Origin of the sequence: Mesorhizobium sp. M0152 (assembly GCF_040322415.1) — a bacterium.
In the GTDB taxonomy this organism is placed as follows: domain Bacteria; phylum Pseudomonadota; class Alphaproteobacteria; order Rhizobiales; family Rhizobiaceae; genus Mesorhizobium.
The window spans coordinates 348144-365652 of the sequence record NZ_JAMYTH010000001.1 but is presented as its reverse complement, the minus strand read 5'-3'; the positions used below and the strand labels follow the sequence as shown (position 1 = coordinate 365652).

The 17509-nt window shown below is 62.7% G+C and carries 15 protein-coding genes; 13 read left to right on the top strand and 2 right to left on the bottom strand.

What is annotated here, in order from left to right:
* Positions 1 to 6: 6 nt before the first annotated feature.
* From NKJ26_RS01830 to NKJ26_RS01800, 7 genes are all read left to right on the top strand, one after another.
* A complete protein-coding gene (locus NKJ26_RS01830; protein WP_352693238.1) occupies positions 7 to 1437 on the top strand; it encodes a pyruvate dehydrogenase complex E1 component subunit beta in 1431 nt (476 codons plus the stop codon).
* A 17-nt stretch (positions 1438 to 1454) separates the two neighbouring features.
* A complete protein-coding gene (locus NKJ26_RS01825; RefSeq protein WP_352693236.1) occupies positions 1455 to 2855 on the top strand; it encodes a pyruvate dehydrogenase complex dihydrolipoamide acetyltransferase in 1401 nt (466 codons plus the stop codon).
* A 138-nt stretch (positions 2856 to 2993) separates the two neighbouring features.
* Entirely contained in the window at positions 2994 to 3629 is a 636-nt protein-coding gene (locus tag NKJ26_RS01820) for an SGNH/GDSL hydrolase family protein (protein ID WP_352693235.1), read from the top strand.
* Between the two features lie 15 nt (positions 3630 to 3644).
* Positions 3645 to 5090, top strand: coding sequence for a dihydrolipoyl dehydrogenase (lpdA, locus tag NKJ26_RS01815; RefSeq protein ID WP_352693233.1), 1446 nt, complete (start codon positions 3645 to 3647; stop codon positions 5088 to 5090).
* A 100-nt stretch (positions 5091 to 5190) separates the two neighbouring features.
* Positions 5191 to 5448 carry a GlsB/YeaQ/YmgE family stress response membrane protein gene (locus NKJ26_RS01810; RefSeq protein ID WP_027027012.1) on the top strand — a complete coding sequence of 86 codons (258 nt, stop codon included), beginning with the start codon at positions 5191 to 5193 and terminating at the stop codon, positions 5446 to 5448.
* Between the two features lie 137 nt (positions 5449 to 5585).
* Complete coding sequence (gene lipA / locus NKJ26_RS01805) at positions 5586 to 6551, top strand: lipoyl synthase (protein WP_352693231.1); 966 nt, start codon at positions 5586 to 5588, stop codon at positions 6549 to 6551.
* Positions 6552 to 6665: 114 nt separating this feature from the next.
* Positions 6666 to 7124 (top strand): type II toxin-antitoxin system RatA family toxin, encoded by a 459-nt coding sequence (locus tag NKJ26_RS01800; protein ID WP_352693229.1) that lies wholly within the window; start codon positions 6666 to 6668, stop codon positions 7122 to 7124.
* Here NKJ26_RS01800 and NKJ26_RS01795 read toward each other — a convergent pair.
* Together NKJ26_RS01795 and NKJ26_RS01790 are read right to left on the bottom strand one after the other, a co-directional pair.
* A complete protein-coding gene (locus tag NKJ26_RS01795) occupies positions 7100 to 7609 on the bottom strand; it encodes a CinA family protein (RefSeq protein WP_352693227.1) in 510 nt (169 codons plus the stop codon). The two genes, NKJ26_RS01800 and NKJ26_RS01795, sit on opposite strands and share 25 nt — an antisense overlap.
* Complete coding sequence (locus tag NKJ26_RS01790) at positions 7606 to 8835, bottom strand: bifunctional 2-C-methyl-D-erythritol 4-phosphate cytidylyltransferase/2-C-methyl-D-erythritol 2,4-cyclodiphosphate synthase (RefSeq protein WP_352604405.1); 1230 nt, start codon at positions 8833 to 8835, stop codon at positions 7606 to 7608. The genes NKJ26_RS01795 and NKJ26_RS01790 overlap by 4 nt, the downstream gene beginning before the upstream one ends.
* A 242-nt stretch (positions 8836 to 9077) precedes the next feature.
* Here NKJ26_RS01790 and dusB point away from each other — a divergent pair, with 242 nt between their 5' ends.
* The 6 genes from dusB to NKJ26_RS01760 all read left to right on the top strand — a co-directional run bounded on the left by dusB (position 9078) and on the right by NKJ26_RS01760 (position 17431).
* Positions 9078 to 10106 (top strand): tRNA dihydrouridine synthase DusB, encoded by a 1029-nt coding sequence (gene dusB / locus NKJ26_RS01785; protein WP_352693225.1) that lies wholly within the window; start codon positions 9078 to 9080, stop codon positions 10104 to 10106.
* Complete coding sequence (locus tag NKJ26_RS01780; RefSeq protein ID WP_352693223.1) at positions 10103 to 11245, top strand: two-component system sensor histidine kinase NtrB; 1143 nt, start codon at positions 10103 to 10105, stop codon at positions 11243 to 11245. The genes dusB and NKJ26_RS01780 overlap by 4 nt, the downstream gene beginning before the upstream one ends.
* Positions 11242 to 12702, top strand: coding sequence for a nitrogen regulation protein NR(I) (gene ntrC / locus NKJ26_RS01775; RefSeq protein ID WP_027027019.1), 1461 nt, complete (start codon positions 11242 to 11244; stop codon positions 12700 to 12702). The genes NKJ26_RS01780 and ntrC overlap by 4 nt, the downstream gene beginning before the upstream one ends.
* A 128-nt stretch (positions 12703 to 12830) precedes the next feature.
* Positions 12831 to 15116 (top strand): sensor histidine kinase NtrY-like, encoded by a 2286-nt coding sequence (locus NKJ26_RS01770; RefSeq protein ID WP_352693221.1) that lies wholly within the window; start codon positions 12831 to 12833, stop codon positions 15114 to 15116.
* On the top strand, positions 15106 to 16467 hold the full coding sequence (ntrX, locus tag NKJ26_RS01765; RefSeq protein WP_027027021.1) for a nitrogen assimilation response regulator NtrX: 1362 nt from the start codon (positions 15106 to 15108) through the stop codon (positions 16465 to 16467). The genes NKJ26_RS01770 and ntrX overlap by 11 nt, the downstream gene beginning before the upstream one ends.
* 100 nt (positions 16468 to 16567) lie before the next feature.
* Complete coding sequence (locus tag NKJ26_RS01760; RefSeq protein WP_352693219.1) at positions 16568 to 17431, top strand: D-amino-acid transaminase; 864 nt, start codon at positions 16568 to 16570, stop codon at positions 17429 to 17431.
* Positions 17432 to 17509: the final 78 nt, after the last annotated feature.

The window sequence follows — 17509 nt, the reverse complement described above, 5'->3', positions numbered from 1 at the left end:
CAGGACATGCCGATCGAAATTCTCATGCCCGCCCTTTCGCCGACCATGGAAGAGGGCAACCTTTCCAAGTGGTTGAAGAACGAGGGCGACAAGGTCGTCGCCGGTGACGTCATCGCCGAGATCGAGACCGACAAGGCGACGATGGAAGTCGAAGCCGTCGACGAAGGCACGCTGGGCAAGATCCTGATCGCCGCCGGCACCGAGGGCGTCAAGGTCAACACCCCGATCGCTGTTTTGCTGCAGGACGGCGAGAGCGCTGGCGACATCGCCAAAGCCTCCAAGCCGGCTCCTGCCTCTACGCAGGACGCAGTGTCGGCTGGTGGGCAGCGCACCGACGCAGCCGAGGAAGGCTCGAAGGCGACGCCCCAGGATGCCGGAGAGGCGCCGAAGGCCTCCGTTCCCGCCGCCCCGGCGGCAAAGCCCGCCGCCGATCCGGATATTCCGGCCGGCACCGAAATGGTCTCGACCACGGTGCGAGAGGCCTTGCGTGATGCGATGGCCGAGGAAATGCGCCGCGACGGCGATGTCTTCGTCATGGGCGAGGAGGTCGCCGAATACCAGGGCGCCTACAAGATCACGCAAGGGCTGTTGCAGGAATTCGGTCCGCGGCGCGTCGTCGACACGCCGATCACCGAACACGGCTTTGCCGGCGTCGGCGTCGGTGCGGCGATGGCCGGCCTGAAGCCGATCGTCGAGTTCATGACGTTCAATTTCGCCATGCAGGCAATCGACCAGATCATCAATTCGGCCGCCAAAACGCTCTATATGTCCGGCGGCCAGATGGGCGCGCCGATCGTGTTTCGCGGACCGAACGGCGCGGCGGCTCGCGTCGCCGCCCAGCACTCGCAGTGCTACGCCGCCTGGTACAGCCACATTCCCGGCCTGAAAGTGGTGATGCCTTACACTGCGGCCGACGCCAAGGGCCTGCTCAAGGCGGCGATCCGCGATCCCAACCCGATCATCTTCCTCGAGAACGAAATCCTCTACGGCCAATCCTTCGATGTGCCGAAGCTGGATGATTTCGTGCTTCCGATCGGCAAGGCGCGCATCCACAAATCAGGCAAGGACGTCACCATCGTCTCGTTCGGCATCGGCATGACTTATGCGGTCAAAGCGGAGGCGGAACTGCGCGGCCTCGGCATCGACGCCGAGATCATCGACCTCAGAACGATCCGCCCGCTCGATTTCGACACCATCATCGCCTCGGTCAAGAAGACCAACCGCTTGGTGGTGGTGGAGGAAGGTTATCCGCAGAACTCGGTCGGCGACCATATCGCCAACCATGTGTCGCAGCGCGCCTTCGATTTCCTTGACGCCCCTGTCATCACTATTGCCGGCAAGGACGTGCCGATGCCCTATGCGGCGAACCTCGAAAAATTGGCGTTGCCCAATGTCGGCGAGGTCATCGAGGCGGTCAAAGCCGTCGCGTATCGCTGAACCGGCCGGAGGACAAAATGCCAATCAACATCACCATGCCGGCGCTCTCGCCCACGATGGAAGAGGGTAATCTTTCCAAGTGGCTCGTGAAGAAGGGTGACAAGGTTTCGCCGGGCGATGTCATCGCCGAGATCGAGACCGACAAGGCGACGATGGAAGTCGAGGCTGTCGACGAAGGCACGGTTGCCAAGCTCGTCGTTCCCGCCGGCACCGAAGGCGTCAAGGTCAATGCTCTGATCGCCGTGCTCGCGGCTGAGGGCGAGGATGTCGGCGCTGCCGCGAAGAACGGTGGCGGCGCAGCACCGGCGAAAGCCGAGGCCAAGCAGGACAAGGCGCCAATCTCCCCACCCGTGGGGGAGATGTCGACGAAGTCGACAGAGGGGGGCGCTGTCCCTCCAGCCGCGGGGAGCGAGGCGCCCCCCTCTGGCCTGCCGGCCATCTCCCCCACGGGTGGGGAGATCAGCCAATCGTCGAACGGCCGCACTTTCGCCTCGCCGCTTGCCCGTCGCATCGCCAGGGAAGCCGGTGTCGATGTCTCCGCCGTGACCGGCACCGGCCCGCATGGCCGTGTGGTGAAAGCCGACGTTGACGCGGCGATTGCCGGGGGCGGTGCCAAAGCCGCGCCTGCTGCCAAGGCAGCGCCGGTCGGTGCTCCGGCAGTTAAGGCGATGTCGGACGAGCAGGTGCTGAAGCTGTTCGAGGAAGGCTCCTATGAACTCGTCCCGCACGACAATATGCGCAAGACCATCGCGCGGCGGCTGATCGAGGCCAAGACCACCATCCCGCATTTCTACCTGACGCTCGACTGCGAACTCGACGCGCTGCTTTCGTTGCGCACGCAGCTCAATGCGGCGGCACCGGTGAAGAAGACCGAGAAGGGCGAGGCCCCGGCCTACAAGCTGTCGGTCAACGACATGGTCATCAAGGCGATGGCCATGGCGCTGAAGGCAGTGCCCGATGCCAATGCCTCCTGGACTGAAAGCGCGATGGTCAAGCACAAGCATGCCGATGTCGGCGTTGCCGTGTCGATCCCTGGCGGGCTGATCACGCCGATCATCCGCAAGGCCGACGAAAAGACGCTTTCCGTCATCTCCAACGAGATGAAGGACCTGGCCAGCCGCGCCCGCAGCCGCAAGCTGAAGCCGGAGGAATACCAGGGCGGCACCACGGCGGTGTCCAATCTCGGCATGTTCGGCATCAAGGACTTTGCTGCCGTCATCAACCCGCCGCATGCGACGATCCTGGCGGTGGGTGCCGGCGAGGAGCGGGCGGTGGTCAAGAACGGCGAGATCAAGATCGCGACGGTGATGTCGGTGACGCTGTCGACCGACCATCGCGCCGTCGACGGTGCGCTCGGCGCTGAACTGCTGGTCGCCTTCAAGCGGCTGATCGAGAACCCGATGGGCATGCTGGTCTAGGAAAGGAAAAGGCGGTGCGGAAATTCTTCACCAGCCTTTTCGCCTTTATTCGTTCCGGATTCGCTGGCGGCTTGGCGGCGCAGGAATTCGCCGTCGCCACCAAGGAAGATTACATCCTCGCAAGCTCGGGTTGATCGGATGAAGACGGTTCTTTGCTACGGCGATTCGCTGACCTGGGGCTACAATGCCGAGGGTGGCCGACATGCGCTCGAGGATCGTTGGCCAAGCGTGCTGCAGGCCGGACTAGGTGGCGGCGTGCATGTCATTGCCGAGGGGCTGAATGGCCGCACCACGGCCTTCGACGATCATCTGGCCGGCGCCGACCGCAACGGCGCAAGAACGCTGCCGACGGTGCTGACCACGCATGCGCCGATCGACCTGATTGTCATCATGCTCGGCGCCAACGATATGAAGCCGTGGATCCACGGCAATCCGGTCGCGGCCAAGCAAGGCATCAGCCGACTGATCGACATCGTGCGCGGCCATGACTACCCGTTCGACTGGTCCGCGCCGCAGATCCTGATCGTTTCACCGCCTCTCGTCACCCGCACCGAAGATGCCGAGTTCAAGGCAATGTTTGCCGGCGGCGATGACGCCTCGAAGCAGCTTGCACCGCAATATGCGGCGCTCGCCGAAGAAGTCGGCTGCGGCTTCTTCGATGCCGGCGCGGTGGCGCAAACGACACCTCTCGACGGCGTCCACCTCGATGCCGAAAACACGCGAAAGATCGGCAAGGCCCTGACGCCGCTCGTGCGCGTCATGCTGGAATTGTGATTGAAGGAGAAAACCGTGGCTGAGAACTACGACGTCATCATCATCGGCTCCGGTCCCGGCGGCTATGTCACGGCAGTGCGTTCCGCCCAGCTCGGCTTCAAGACGGCGATCGTCGAGCGCGAGCACCTCGGAGGCATCTGCCTGAACTGGGGCTGCATCCCGACCAAGGCGCTGCTGCGCTCGGCCGAGATCATGCATTATTCGGATCACCTGAAGGACTACGGGCTGAAACTCGACGGCAAGGTCAGTGTCGATACTGCCGCAGTGGTCGACCGCTCGCGCAAGGTCTCGCTGCGGCTCAATGGCGGCGTTGGCTTCCTGATGAAGAAGAACAAGGTCGACGTGATCTGGGGCGAGGCCAAACTGTCCAAACCGGGCGAGATCGTCGTGTCCAAGACGGCCAAGAAACCGATGGAGCCGCAGCCGCCGGTGCCGAAAGGCGTCAAGGGCGAGGGCACATATACCGCCAAGCACATCATCCTGGCGACCGGCGCCCGGCCACGCGCGCTGCCCGGCATCGAACCTGACGGCAAGCTGATCTGGACCTATTTCGAGGCCATGGTGCCGAAGGAGATGCCGAAGTCGCTGCTGGTGATGGGCTCCGGCGCGATCGGCATCGAATTCGCCTCCTTCTATCGCACCATGGGCGCCGAGGTGACCGTGGTCGAGCTCTTGCCCGCGGTGGTGCCGGTCGAGGACGCCGAAGTCTCGAAATTCGCGCAGAGGCAGTTCGAGAAGCAAGGCATGAAGATCATCCTCGAAGCCAAGGTAACCAAGGTCGAGAAGGGCGCCAACTCAGTCACCGCGCATGTCGAGATGAAGGACGGCAAGGTCGAGAAGATCACTGCCGACCGCATGATCTCGGCCGTTGGCGTGCAGGGCAACATCGAAAATCTCGGCCTCGAGGCACTTGGTGTGAAGACCGAGCGCGGCTGCGTCGTCGTCGACGGCTATGGCAAGACCAACGTGCCGGGCATATACGCCATCGGCGATGTCGCGGGCCCGCCGATGCTCGCCCACAAGGCCGAGCATGAGGGCGTCGTCTGCATCGAAAAGATCGCTAATTTCCCCGGCGTGCATGCCATCGACAAGCTCAAGATTCCCGGCTGCACCTACTGCAACCCGCAGGTCGCCTCGGTCGGCCTGACGGAAGCCAAGGCCAAGGCCGAAGGCAAGGATATCCGCGTCGGCCGCTTCCAGTTCGCCGCCAATGGCAAGGCCATCGCGCTCGGCGAGGATCAGGGCTTCATCAAGACGATCTTCGACAAGAAGACCGGTCAGCTGCTCGGTGCGCACATGGTGGGTGCCGAAGTGACCGAACTGATCCAGGGTTTTGTCGTGGCGATGAACCTTGAAACCACCGAGGAAGAGCTGATGCACACCATCTTCCCGCACCCGACGCTGTCGGAGATGATGAAGGAAAGCGTGCTCGACGCCTATGGCCGCGCGCTGAACGCATGATAGATTCCCCGCACGAGACTCAAAGCGCACAGGACGCGCGAACTCGACGGCAAGTTGGGTCATTTCCGGACGCATTTTCACTCGTATAAGGAGAGGGCATATGGACGTGAATGGCGTGGGCTGGATAGCAGCCATCATCATCGGCGGACTTGCAGGCTGGTTTGCCGAGATGGTCATGAAGAGCAACACCGGTGTCTTCATGAACATCATCCTGGGCATCGTCGGCGCCGTGGTGCTGAACGCCATTCTGCGAGCCCTCGATTTCGGCGGGTTCGGCGTCGGCTGGACCGCCTATCTGATCACCGGCTTCATCGGCGCATGCCTGCTGATCTGGGCAGGACGCCTGGTGCGGCGTTAGCCGAGATCGTTTCGGCTATGCGAAAACGGTCGTAGCGGCATGCGCCGCCGCAGCCTTTTTCTTTGTGCCGAAAGGTCCTAGATGACAGGGAAGTGACGATCGCCGGCAGGCGGTCGCGAAAACAAGCCAGGGTTCACATGGTTACCGTCCTCGACACGATCGCCAACGCGCCGCGACTGCGGCATCCCGAGAAGGCGCACAAGCCTGACCAGGACGTGCTGCGCAAACCTGACTGGATCCGCGTCAAGGCGCCGGTCTCGAAGGGCTACGCCGAGACGCGCGAAATCGTGAAATCGCACAAGTTGGTGACCGTCTGCGAAGAGGCCGGCTGTCCGAATATCGGCGAATGCTGGGACAAGAAGCACGCCACCTTCATGATCATGGGCGAGATCTGCACGCGCGCCTGCGCCTTCTGCAATGTCGCCACCGGCATCCCGACCGCACTCGACCCCGACGAGCCGGCCCGCGTCGCGCATGCGGTCAAGCAGATGGTCCTGACCCATGTCGTCATCACCTCGGTCGACCGCGACGATCTTGCCGATGGCGGGGCGCAGCACTTCGCCGAAGTCATTCGCGCGATCCGCGCTGCCACGCCTTCGACGACGATCGAAATCCTGACGCCCGATTTCCTGCGCAAGGATGGCGCGCTGGAGATCGTCGTGGCGGCCAAGCCCGACGTCTTCAACCACAATCTCGAAACCGTGCCGTCTAACTATCTGACCGTTCGGCCTGGCGCCCGCTATTTTCACTCGATCCGGCTGCTGCAGCGGGTCAAGGAACTCGACCCGTCGATCTTCACTAAGTCCGGCATCATGGTGGGACTGGGCGAGGAGCGGAACGAAATCCTGCAGCTGATGGACGATTTGCGTTCGGCCAATGTCGACTTCATGACCATTGGCCAATATCTGCAGCCGTCGAAGAAGCATCACCCGGTCATCCGCTTCGTCACGCCGGAGGAGTTCAAATCCTTCGAGACGATCGGCCGGACCAAGGGCTTTCTGCTGGTGGCATCGAGCCCGCTGACGCGCTCGTCGCATCATGCTGGCGATGATTTCGCCAGACTGCGTGCGGCGCGGGAAGCGCAGCTTAAGAAATCGCTCTGATGCATGTCGCCCAAAAGTGACCTCGGTTTTGGGAGAACGACATGCATAAAAACAACGAATCTAAAGTGCGTCGCATGACCGCGTTTCGACGCGACGCGCTTTAGAGCCGGTTTCATGCCGAAGTTCGAAGCCACCCGTCGCGTTGACCACACGCCGCAGCAGATGTTCGCACTGGTTGCCGACATCGAAGCCTATCCGCAATTCCTGCCGCTTTGCGAAGCGCTGACGGTACGCACGCGCAAGGAGCGTGACGGGCGCACCATCCTCGTTGCCGATATGAGCATAGGCTACAAGGCGATCCGCGAAACCTTCACCACGCAGGTGCTGTTGAAGCCTGACGAGAACGCCATCGACGTGAAATATATCGACGGTCCGTTCAAATATCTAAGCAATGTCTGGTGTTTCGAACCCGATGGCAGCGGCTGTGCCGTCCGCTTTTTCATCGACTACGAGTTCAAGAGCCGCATCCTGGGCGTGGTGATGGGAACCATGTTCGATCGCGCCTTCCGCATGTTCTCCGAAGCTTTCGAGAAGCGCGCCGACGTCATCTACGGTGTCGCACCGTCGGGTTGACCGTGGCCGAGCGCACGCAAACCCAATTCCAGCGCATGCCTGACCGTTTCGCGGCGAATGAAATCCCGGCCCTTGTCTGTAAACAGCTTGTGTTCAGCGCCCACAGCCTGGCCATCGAGGCCAACGCCGAACCAGACCAGGCCGATGGGTTTTGCCGCTGAACCGCCACCAGGGCCGGCGATACCGGTGACTGCGAGAGTAAGCCCGGCCCGTGAACGGGCAAGCGCGCCCCTTGCCATTTCGATCACCGTCTCGCGGGAAACCGCGCCATGCGCATCGAGCGTGGCGGCGGAAACACCGAGCATGTCCATCTTGGCTTCGTTGGAATAGGTGATGAAGCCGCGATCGACCACCGCCGAGGACCCGGCAATGTCGGTCAGCGCCGCGATGATCATGCCGCCTGTGCAGCTTTCCGCTGTCGCCAGCATGATGCCGCGCGCCTGGCAGGCTTGCAGCAGCGCGTTGGCCAGCTCATTGTCGGTCATTCCGGCACCTCGCCGGGAAACACCACGCTGGCGGTGGCAATCGCCGCGATGCCTTCCTCGCGGCCGACAAATCCGAGCTTCTCGTTGGTCGTCGCCTTGATCGAGATGCGGTCCGCGGAAATACCCAGCATCTGGGATAGGACCGCCGTCATCGCTTCGCGATGCGGGCCGACGCGCGGCGCCTCGCAGATCAGCGTGATGTCGGCATTGGCGATGCGTCCGCCGCGCCCGCGCACCAGTTTCGCCGCATGTTCGACAAACATCCGGGACGCAGCGCCTTTCCACTGCGGGTCGGACGGCGGGAAATGCGTGCCGATGTCACCGGCGCCGCAGGTCGCCAACAGCGCATCCGTCAGCGCGTGCAGGCCGACATCGGCATCGGAATGACCGGACAGTTTCTTCTCATGAGGAATGGCGACGCCGCACAGCGTGACGTGGTCGCCAGGCTCGAAGGCATGGACGTCGTAGCCATTGCCGGTGCGAATGTCGGGAAAGTGTGTCCGCCCGCTGGAAAGCCGCTGGTCCGCCATCGCAATATCCCGTGCCCAGGTGAGTTTGACATTGTCCGGCGAGCCGGGAACGATCTTTACCGGCATTTGCATCCATTCGGCGATCGCTGAATCGTCAGTGAAGTCGGTTTTGCCGCGGCGATAGGCTTCTTCATGCATCGTCATGATTGCCACGAATGGAAAGCCCTGCGGCGTTTGCGCTGCGTGAAGCCCGCTCCTGGAAACGGTTTCGCCGACCACGCCACTGGCAGATTCGCGCTTCAAAGTATCCGCGACGGGCAGGGCAGGGAGGGCGCCCTCGTCTTCGCTGATGGCGAAGATGGTACGGTCGATAAGGTCGGCGTCGACGAACGGGCGCGCGGCATCATGGATGAGGACCTTGTCCGGCCCGTGGCTTCTCAGGGCCTGCAACCCCAGCCGAACCGAATCTTGCCTGGTGGCGCCACCAGCAATTACCGTGACCCGATCAGCATCGATGCCGACCGCTTGCCGAAAAAGCTCGCCGTCCTCCGCGTGAATGGCAACCACGATCGGGCCGATACGCGGATGTGCCAGGAAAATCTCTATGACGTGCGCGATGACGGCGCGGCCACCGATCCGTTGATATTGCTTGGGGCCGTCGATCTGTCCGGCGCGCGCGCCACGGCCGGCAGCTACAATCACCACCGCGACCTTGCCATTCGCCTCTGAAGCCTGATTTTCACGTGCGTCAGTCATGCCGATTGGCTTAGCGCACGATCTGGAAAAGTGTAATCGGTTTTCAAAAAGATCGTGCGCCAAATATGAAGGTCCAAGGCGTCCTTTGCTGGCCCCGACGAACGCGCAGCACCTGGTCGTGGCCGAAAACGACAAGCCGGCATTTTCCCAATTGCGCCTTATTGTGACGTCATTCCGCGTTGCACATTGCCGCGGTTCTGGCTAGAGAATGTGCAACGAATGGACATGCTTGGTTTTTGTGCATGGATGATTTGACCAAATTGGCCTCGCCTCTCGACGTCGGTGGTGTGAGAATCCGCAATCGCGTGTTCCTTGCACCGATGTCGGGAATTACCGACGAGCCGTTCCGGCAGCGTGCCCATGCGCATGGCGCCGGCCTGGTGGTGTCCGAAATGGTGGCAAGCGGCGAACTCGCCAAGGGAAGGGCGGGCTGCGGCTTGCGCATACGCCATTCCGGCTTGCCGGTCCATATGGTGCAGCTTGCCGGCCGCGAGGCGACCCACATGGCCGAAGGCGCGCGTATCGCCGCTGGCGAGGGCGCCGACATCATCGACATCAACATGGGTTGCCCGGCCAAGAAGGTCACCGGCGGCTATGCCGGTTCCGCACTGATGCTCGATCTCGATCATGCGCTCTCGCTGATCGAAGCCGTTGTCGGCGCGGTCGATGTGCCGGTGACCGTCAAGATGCGGCTGGGCTGGGACGACGGCGCGCTGAACGCGCCTGACCTGGCACGCCGCGCCGAGCAGGCTGGCATCAAGATGGTGACCGTCCACGGCCGTACGCGCTGCCAGTTCTATCAGGGCAAGGCCGACTGGCGCGCCATCGCCCGCGTCAAGCAAGCCGTATCCATCCCAGTCGTTGCCAATGGCGACGTCTGTTCCCCCAGCGAGGCTGCGAATGTCCTCGACCAATCCGGCGCCGATGCGGTGATGGTCGGCCGTGCGCATTACGGCGCGCCCTGGGTCGCCGGCAGCATCGCGGCGGCAGCGACAGGCGAGACGGCGGTCGAAGCGCCGCGGAACCCGTCCGCGCTGGCCGACTATATCGTCGCCCATTACGAGGACATGCTGGCGTTCTATGGCATCGAGAGCGGCCTGCGCCAGGCCCGCAAGCATCTCGGCTGGTATCTCGACCGCCATGCCGTCGCTGTCGCTGATGAGCGCCGCAAGGCCATTCTCACCTCATTCGAACCTGCAAGGACGATAGCCCTGCTGCGCGATGCATTTTTGAACGTCGTGGAAACACCGGACCTGCGGAGTGCCGCATGAGCGCTTCCGTTGCCCGGGGCACTGAAATGGCGGATGCCGCCCAGATCGTGCTCAACACCATCCGCCGCCCGGTGATCATGATCAGCGACGAGGGATTCATCACCTTCGCCAACGCCGATGCCGAGGACTTCTTTCGCTCGAGCGCGACCATGCTGGCGCGCAACACGCTGTCGAAACTGATCCCCTTCGGCAGCCCGCTGCTGACCCTGGTCGACCAAGTGCGCGAGCGCCGGGCTCCGGTCAACGAGTATCGGGTCGACGTGTCGTCGCCGCGTCTCGGCGTCGAGAAGGTCGTCGATCTCTATGTCGCGCCGGTGCCGGAATTTCCAGGCTCCGTCGTGGTGATGTTTCAGGAACGGTCGATGGCCGACAAGATCGACCGGCAGATGACGCATCGGGGGGCGGCACGCTCCGTCACCGGCCTTGCGGCGATGCTTGCCCACGAGATCAAGAACCCGCTGTCCGGCATCCGTGGCGCCGCCCAGTTGCTCGAATTGTCCGCGTCCGACGAGGATCGCGCGCTGACGCGGCTGATCACCGACGAGACGGACCGCATCGTGTCGCTGGTCGATCGCATGGAGGTGTTTTCCGACGAGCGGCCGATCGATCGCTATCCCGTCAACATCCATGTCGTGCTCGATCATGTGAAGGCGATCGCTAAGAACGGTTTTGCAAAGAAAATCAGGATATTGGAAGACTACGATCCTTCATTGCCTCCGGTTTTCGCCAACCGCGACCAGCTCATCCAGGTGTTCCTCAACCTGGTCAAGAATGCGGCCGAGGCGATCGGCAGCGACCCACAAGGCGAGATCGTGCTGTCGACCGCATTCCGGCCGGGCATCCGTGTGTCGGTTCCGGGCACGCAGGACCGCGTTTCATTGCCGCTGGAGTTCTGCGTGCGCGACAATGGCTCCGGCGTCTCCGAAGATATCCTGCCGATCCTGTTCGATCCCTTCATCACCACCAAGCCGAACGGCTCGGGGCTGGGGCTGGCGCTGGTCGCCAAGATCGTCGGCGAGCATGGCGGCATCATCGAATGCGAATCGACGCCGCGCGCAACCACCTTCCGCATCCTCATGCCAGCTTGGAAGGAAACGCAGTTCAGTGCCGATGAAGACGGCGAAGGAGACCGCAAATGACCGTTCGCGGCAATATTCTGGTCGCAGACGACGATGCGGCGATCCGCACCGTGCTCAACCAGGCGCTGTCCCGCGTCGGCCATGAGGTGCGCGTCACGTCCAACGCCTCGACCTTGTGGCGCTGGGTGGCGGCGGGCGAAGGCGATCTGGTCATCACCGACGTGGTGATGCCCGACGAGAACGCCTTCGACATGCTGCCGCGCATCAAGAAGGCACGGCCGGAGCTGCCAGTCATCGTCATGAGCGCCCAGAACACCTTCATGACGGCGATCCGCGCCTCCGAGACCGGCGCCTATGAATATCTGCCGAAGCCGTTCGACCTGACCGAGCTCCTCAACATCGTCAACCGCGCGCTTTCGGAGCCGCGCCGGCCCAAGATCGATGCGCGGCCGGAAGAGCAGCCCGAGACGATGCCGCTGGTCGGCCGCTCGGCCGCTATGCAAGACATCTACCGCATGCTGGCGCGCATGATGCAGACCGACTTGACGGTGATGATTTCGGGCGAATCGGGTACCGGCAAGGAATTGGTGGCGCGTGCGCTGCACGAATACGGCCGCCGCCGCGGCGGGCCGTTCGTCGCCATCAACATGGCGGCCATCCCGCGCGACCTGATCGAATCGGAACTGTTCGGCCATGAGAAGGGCGCCTTCACCGGTGCGCAGAACCGCTCCACCGGTCGCTTCGAGCAGGCCGAAGGCGGCACCTTGTTCCTCGACGAGATCGGCGACATGCCGATGGAGGCGCAGACGCGCCTGCTGCGCGTCCTCCAGCAGGGCGAGTACACGACGGTTGGCGGCCGCACGCCGATCAAGACCGACGTGCGCATCGTCGCCGCCACCAATAAGGACCTGCGCACGCTGATCAACCAGGGGCTCTTCCGCGAGGATCTTTTCTACCGCCTCAACGTCGTGCCGCTCAGGCTCCCGGCGCTGCGCGAGCGCTCCGAGGACGTGCCCGACCTCGTCCGGCACTTCTTCAAGCTTGGCGAGATGGAAGGCCTGCAGACCAAGCGTATTTCGTCCGGCGGTATCGAACTGATGAAGCGCTACCCCTGGCCTGGCAATGTGCGCGAATTGGAAAACCTCGTTCGCAGGCTTGCCGCGCTCTATTCGCAGGACGAGATTTCCGCCGAGATCATCGAGGCGGAACTCAAGACGGGCGAGCGCCCCGTGGTGCCCGGCGGCGGCAACCTCATTCCCGACGATCTGTCGATCGGTCAGGCGGTCGAGCACTTTCTGCAGCGCTATTTCACCTCGTTTGCCGGCGAATTGCCTCCCGCCGGCCTCTATCAGCGCATTTTGTCCGAGGTTGAATATCCGCTGGTCCTGGCTTCGATGACCGCGACCCGCGGCAACCAGATCAAAGCCGCGGAATTGCTGGGTTTGAACCGCAACACGCTGCGCAAGAAAATTCGCGAGCTCGGCGTCAACGTGTATAAATCCTCACGGCAGTCGTGACGCCAGACTGAGTTAAGGTTGTTTTCGGGGGATCGGGCGCGAAAGATTTCCGTCTCGGTCACACTTGTTGCATAATCGCCACAATGCGTTGCATACATCCGACGCAATCACTGGCTCTAGACGGCGACATGGCTCCGCAGGCACCGACTCTCAATCAACCGCTTTTCAGCGAACCCGGCGCGCGCGACGGGCGCAGGCTGCTGGCGCTGCCTGGCGTCGTGGCGGTCGTCGGCGCGCTTGTCATGGCGGCTATTTCGTTCGCCATCCTGGTCGGCGCGACGCCGATCGCGCCTGACGCCAAGACGACCTGGGCGCTGATCGCGCTCAACGCCGCCTTCGTGCTCTTCCTTATCGCTCTGGTCGGACGCGAGGTGCATCGCATCGTTATGGCGCGCCGCCATGGCAAGGCTGCGTCGCGGTTGCATGTGCGCATCGTCGCCATGTTCGCGCTTGTGGCCGCCATTCCGGCCATCATGGTGGCGATCATCGCCTCGATCACGCTCGATATCGGCCTCGACCGCTGGTTCGAGATTCGCACCAAGACGATCGTCAATTCCTCGCTTTCGATCGCCGATGCCTATGTCCAGGAAAACGCACGCAATCTGCAAGGCACGACACTGTCGATGGCCTACGATCTCGACGCATCGCGCACGCTCTACGGCCTTGATCGGACAGGCTTTCTCGACCTGATGAACAAGGAAGCGGTGGGCCGGTCGCTGGCGCATGCGGCGCTGATCAAGCCCGACGGCTCGTTTGTCATGAGTGCCAAGACCAACACGGATTTCGCCATGCCGGAACCGCCGGAAGGCGCCGTGGCCAGCGCCGCCGACGGCAAGCCGGTGCTGATCGAACCGCGAACCCGCAACATTATGGGTGCCATCGTCAAGTTGCGCGAGATCGAGGGCCTCTACCTCTACACGATCCGATTGGTCGACCCCGAGGTGATCAAGGCGCGGCAGATCGTCAGGTCCAACACGGACGAGTACCGCAACCTCGAAGACAACCGGCGCACTTCGCAAGTGGCCTTTGCTCTGCCTTATCTGTCGCTGACGCTGATCATTATCCTGTCGGCCATCTGGACCGGCATTGCCGTGGCCGACCGGCTGGTGCGCCCGATTCGCCAGCTTATCGGCGCCGCCGATGAGGTGGCGACCGGTAATCTCGATGTCGCCGTGCCGGTGCGACCATCCGACGGCGATGTTGCCTCGCTCGGCGATACTTTCAACAAGATGCTTCTGGAATTGAAATCGCAGCGCAACGAGATCCTGTCGGCAAAGGACCTGATCGACGAGAGGCGGCGCTTTTCCGAAGCCGTGCTTGCCGGCGTCACCGCCGGTGTCATCGGCGTCGATCCCTACGGGATCGTCACCATCGTCAACCGTTCGGCCGAATCGATGCTGGCCATATCCGCCAACGCCGCGCTCGGACAGAACCTCTCCGCCGTTCTGCCGCATGTCGGCCGCGTCTTCGAGATCGGCCGCAAATCAGGCAAACCGGTCTATCGCGAGCAGGTGACCTTCTACCGTGCCGGCGCAGAGCGGACTTTCAACGTGCAGATTACCATCGAGGCCGGCGACGACGGTTCGGAGGAGAAATCCTACGTCGTGACGGTGGACGACATCACGGACCTGGTTCAGGCCCAGCGCTCCTCCGCCTGGGCGGACGTGGCGCGGCGCATCGCCCACGAGATCAAGAATCCGCTGACGCCGATCCAGCTTTCCGCCGAACGCATCAAGCGTCGCTACGGCAAGGTCATCACCGAGGACCGCGAGGTCTTCGACCAGTGCACCGACACCATCATCCGGCAGGTGGAGGATATCGGCCGCATGGTCGACGAATTCTCGGCCTTCGCGCGCATGCCCAAGCCCGAGATGAAGGCCATCGACCTGCGCGAAGCCTTGCGCGAGGCCTCGTTCCTGGTCGAAGTCAGCCGTTCCGACATCACGTTCGAGCGGGTGTTCGGCAACGAGCCGCTCAAGGGTACTTTCGACAGCCGGCTGATGGCACAGGCTTTCGGCAACGTGATCAAGAACGCCGCCGAAGCCATCGATGGATTGGAACAGAAGGATGGTTCGCACGGCATAATCCGGATTCAAGCCGGACGTCACAATGGCGCGATTCGAATCGACGTCATCGACAATGGCAAAGGCCTACCACGTGAAAGTCGTCAGCGGCTGCTCGAGCCCTATATGACCACGCGCGAGAAGGGGACCGGCCTCGGCCTCGCTATCGTCAAGAAGATCGTGGAGGACCATGGCGGCAGGCTGGAGCTCCATGATGCACCCGCGGATTTCCATGGCGGGCGCGGCGCGATGATCAGCATCATCCTGCCGCCCACGGCCGGCGCGCCGCCGCGCGGCGAAGGCAGGGCGGAACACGAACGAGAAACTGAAAAGGTCGGTAATGGCGTCTGATATTCTGATCGTCGATGACGAGGAAGACATCCGCGAGCTCGTCGCAGGCATCCTGAGCGACGAAGGTCACGAAACCCGCACGGCATTCGATGCCGACAGCGCGCTGGCGGCCATCGCCGACCGGGCGCCGAGGCTGATTTTCCTCGACATCTGGCTGCAAGGTTCGCGTCTGGACGGGTTGGCCTTGCTCGACGAGATCAAGACGATGCACCCGAACCTGCCGGTCGTCATGATTTCGGGCCATGGCAATATCGAGACGGCGGTCTCCGCCATCCGTCGTGGCGCCTACGACTTCATCGAGAAGCCGTTCAAAGCCGACCGGCTGATCCTTATCGCCGAGCGCGCGCTCGAAACCTCCAAATTACGGCGCGAGGTTTCCGACCTCAAGCTGCGCAGCGGCGAAACCTTCGACCTGATCGGCATGTCGTCTGCGATGAGCCAGTTGCGACAGACCATCGAGCGCGTCGCGCCGACCAACAGCCGGGTGATGATCATCGGCCCGTCTGGCTCGGGCAAGGAACTCGCCGCGCGCGCCATCCACACGCTGTCGGCGCGCAAGGGTGCACCGTTCGTCACGCTGAGCGCCGCCAACATCACGCCCGAACGTATGGAGATCGAGCTGTTCGGCACCGAATCCAACGGCGTCGAGCGCAAGGTCGGCGCGCTCGAGGAAGCCCATCGCGGCATCCTCTACATCGACGAAGTGGCCGACATGCCGCGCGAGACGCAGAACAAGATCCTGCGGGTGCTGGTCGAACAGCAGTTCGAGCGGGTAGGGGGCACCAAGCGGGTCAAGGTCGATGTCCGCATCATCTCCTCGACCTCGCAGAACCTGGAAGCGATGATCGCCGACGGCCGCTTCCGCGAGGATCTCTATCATCGCCTGGCGGTGGTTCCGGTCATCGTGCCGGGACTGGCCGAGCGGCGCGAGGATATTCCTTATCTCGTCGACAATTTCATGAAACAGATCGCCCGCCAGGCCGGAATCAAGCCGCGCCGTATCGGCGATGACGCGCTTGCCGTGCTGCAAGCGCACAACTGGCCGGGCAACGTCCGCCAACTGCGCAACAATGTCGAGCGTCTGATGATCCTGGCGCGCGGCGACGAGGTCGACGCGCCGATCACGGCGGACCTGTTGCCGGCGGAGATCGGCGATGTCATGCCGCGCACGCCGAATCAATCCGACCAGCACATCATGGCGCTGCCCCTGCGCGAGGCGCGCGAACAGTTCGAGAAGGACTATCTGATCGCGCAGATCAACCGGTTTGGCGGCAACATCTCGAAGACAGCCGAGTTCATCGGCATGGAACGCTCCGCCCTGCATCGCAAGCTGAAGTCGCTCGGCGTCTGACCGCCGGCTGTTGTTGGTCCAGCGGCCCGCTGCCGGCTGATTATCGGTTACGGTCGCGGCGGAATCGCTTAAAAAAGCTGAAATTTCTTCAGGGGTCCCCATGCCACGCATTGCCTATGTCAACGGGCGCTACGTCGCCCATGCCGACGCTTCCGTGCATATCGAGGACCGCGGTTATCAGTTCGCCGATGGCGTCTATGAAGTCTGCGAAGTGGCGCGCGGCTTCATCGTCGACATGCCGCGCCACCTGGCCCGCCTGAACCGCTCGCTGACCGAACTGTCGATCGCCTGGCCGGTCACCTCGATCGTGCTGCCGCTCATCTTGCGCGAAGTGGTCAACCGCAACCATGTCGCCAACGGTCTGGTCTATGTCCAGGTTACGCGTGGCGTCGCCAGTCGTGACTTCGTGTTCCCATCGGCCGACACCAGGCCGTCCCTGGTGGTGACCGCCAGGAAAGCCGACCCAGCAGCCTCGGCCAAGAGGGCCGAGAGCGGCATCGCGGTCATCACCGTGCCCGAGAATCGCTGGGATCGCGTCGACATCAAGAGTGTCGGGCTGCTGCCCAACGTCTTGGCCAAGCAGAAGGCCAAGGAAGCCGGTGCGCAGGAGGCGTGGTTCGTCGACACCGAAGGTAACGTAAAGGAAGGCGGATCGTCGAACGCCTGGATCGTCACCAGGGATGGCGTTCTGGTCACCAGGCCGGCCGAGCATGGCATCCTGCGCGGCATCACTCGTACGACCATGTTCGAAGTGGCGGCCACACTCGGCCTGAAGATCGAGGAGCGCGGCTTTTCGGTTGCCGAGGCCAAGGCGGCGCGCGAGGCGTTCATCAGCTCCGCAACGACGATTGCCATGCCGGTCGTGGCCATCGATGGCGACCCGATCGCCAATGGGCATCCCGGCTCGATAACACTTTCGTTGCGGCAAGCCTTTTTTGACATTGCGGAAAAAAGTCCAGCCTGATAACCGCACAGGTGGAATGAACATCAATATATCTCGTTCTGCTTGTCGTTACTGACGGCAAGACGGTGTTTGCGCGCT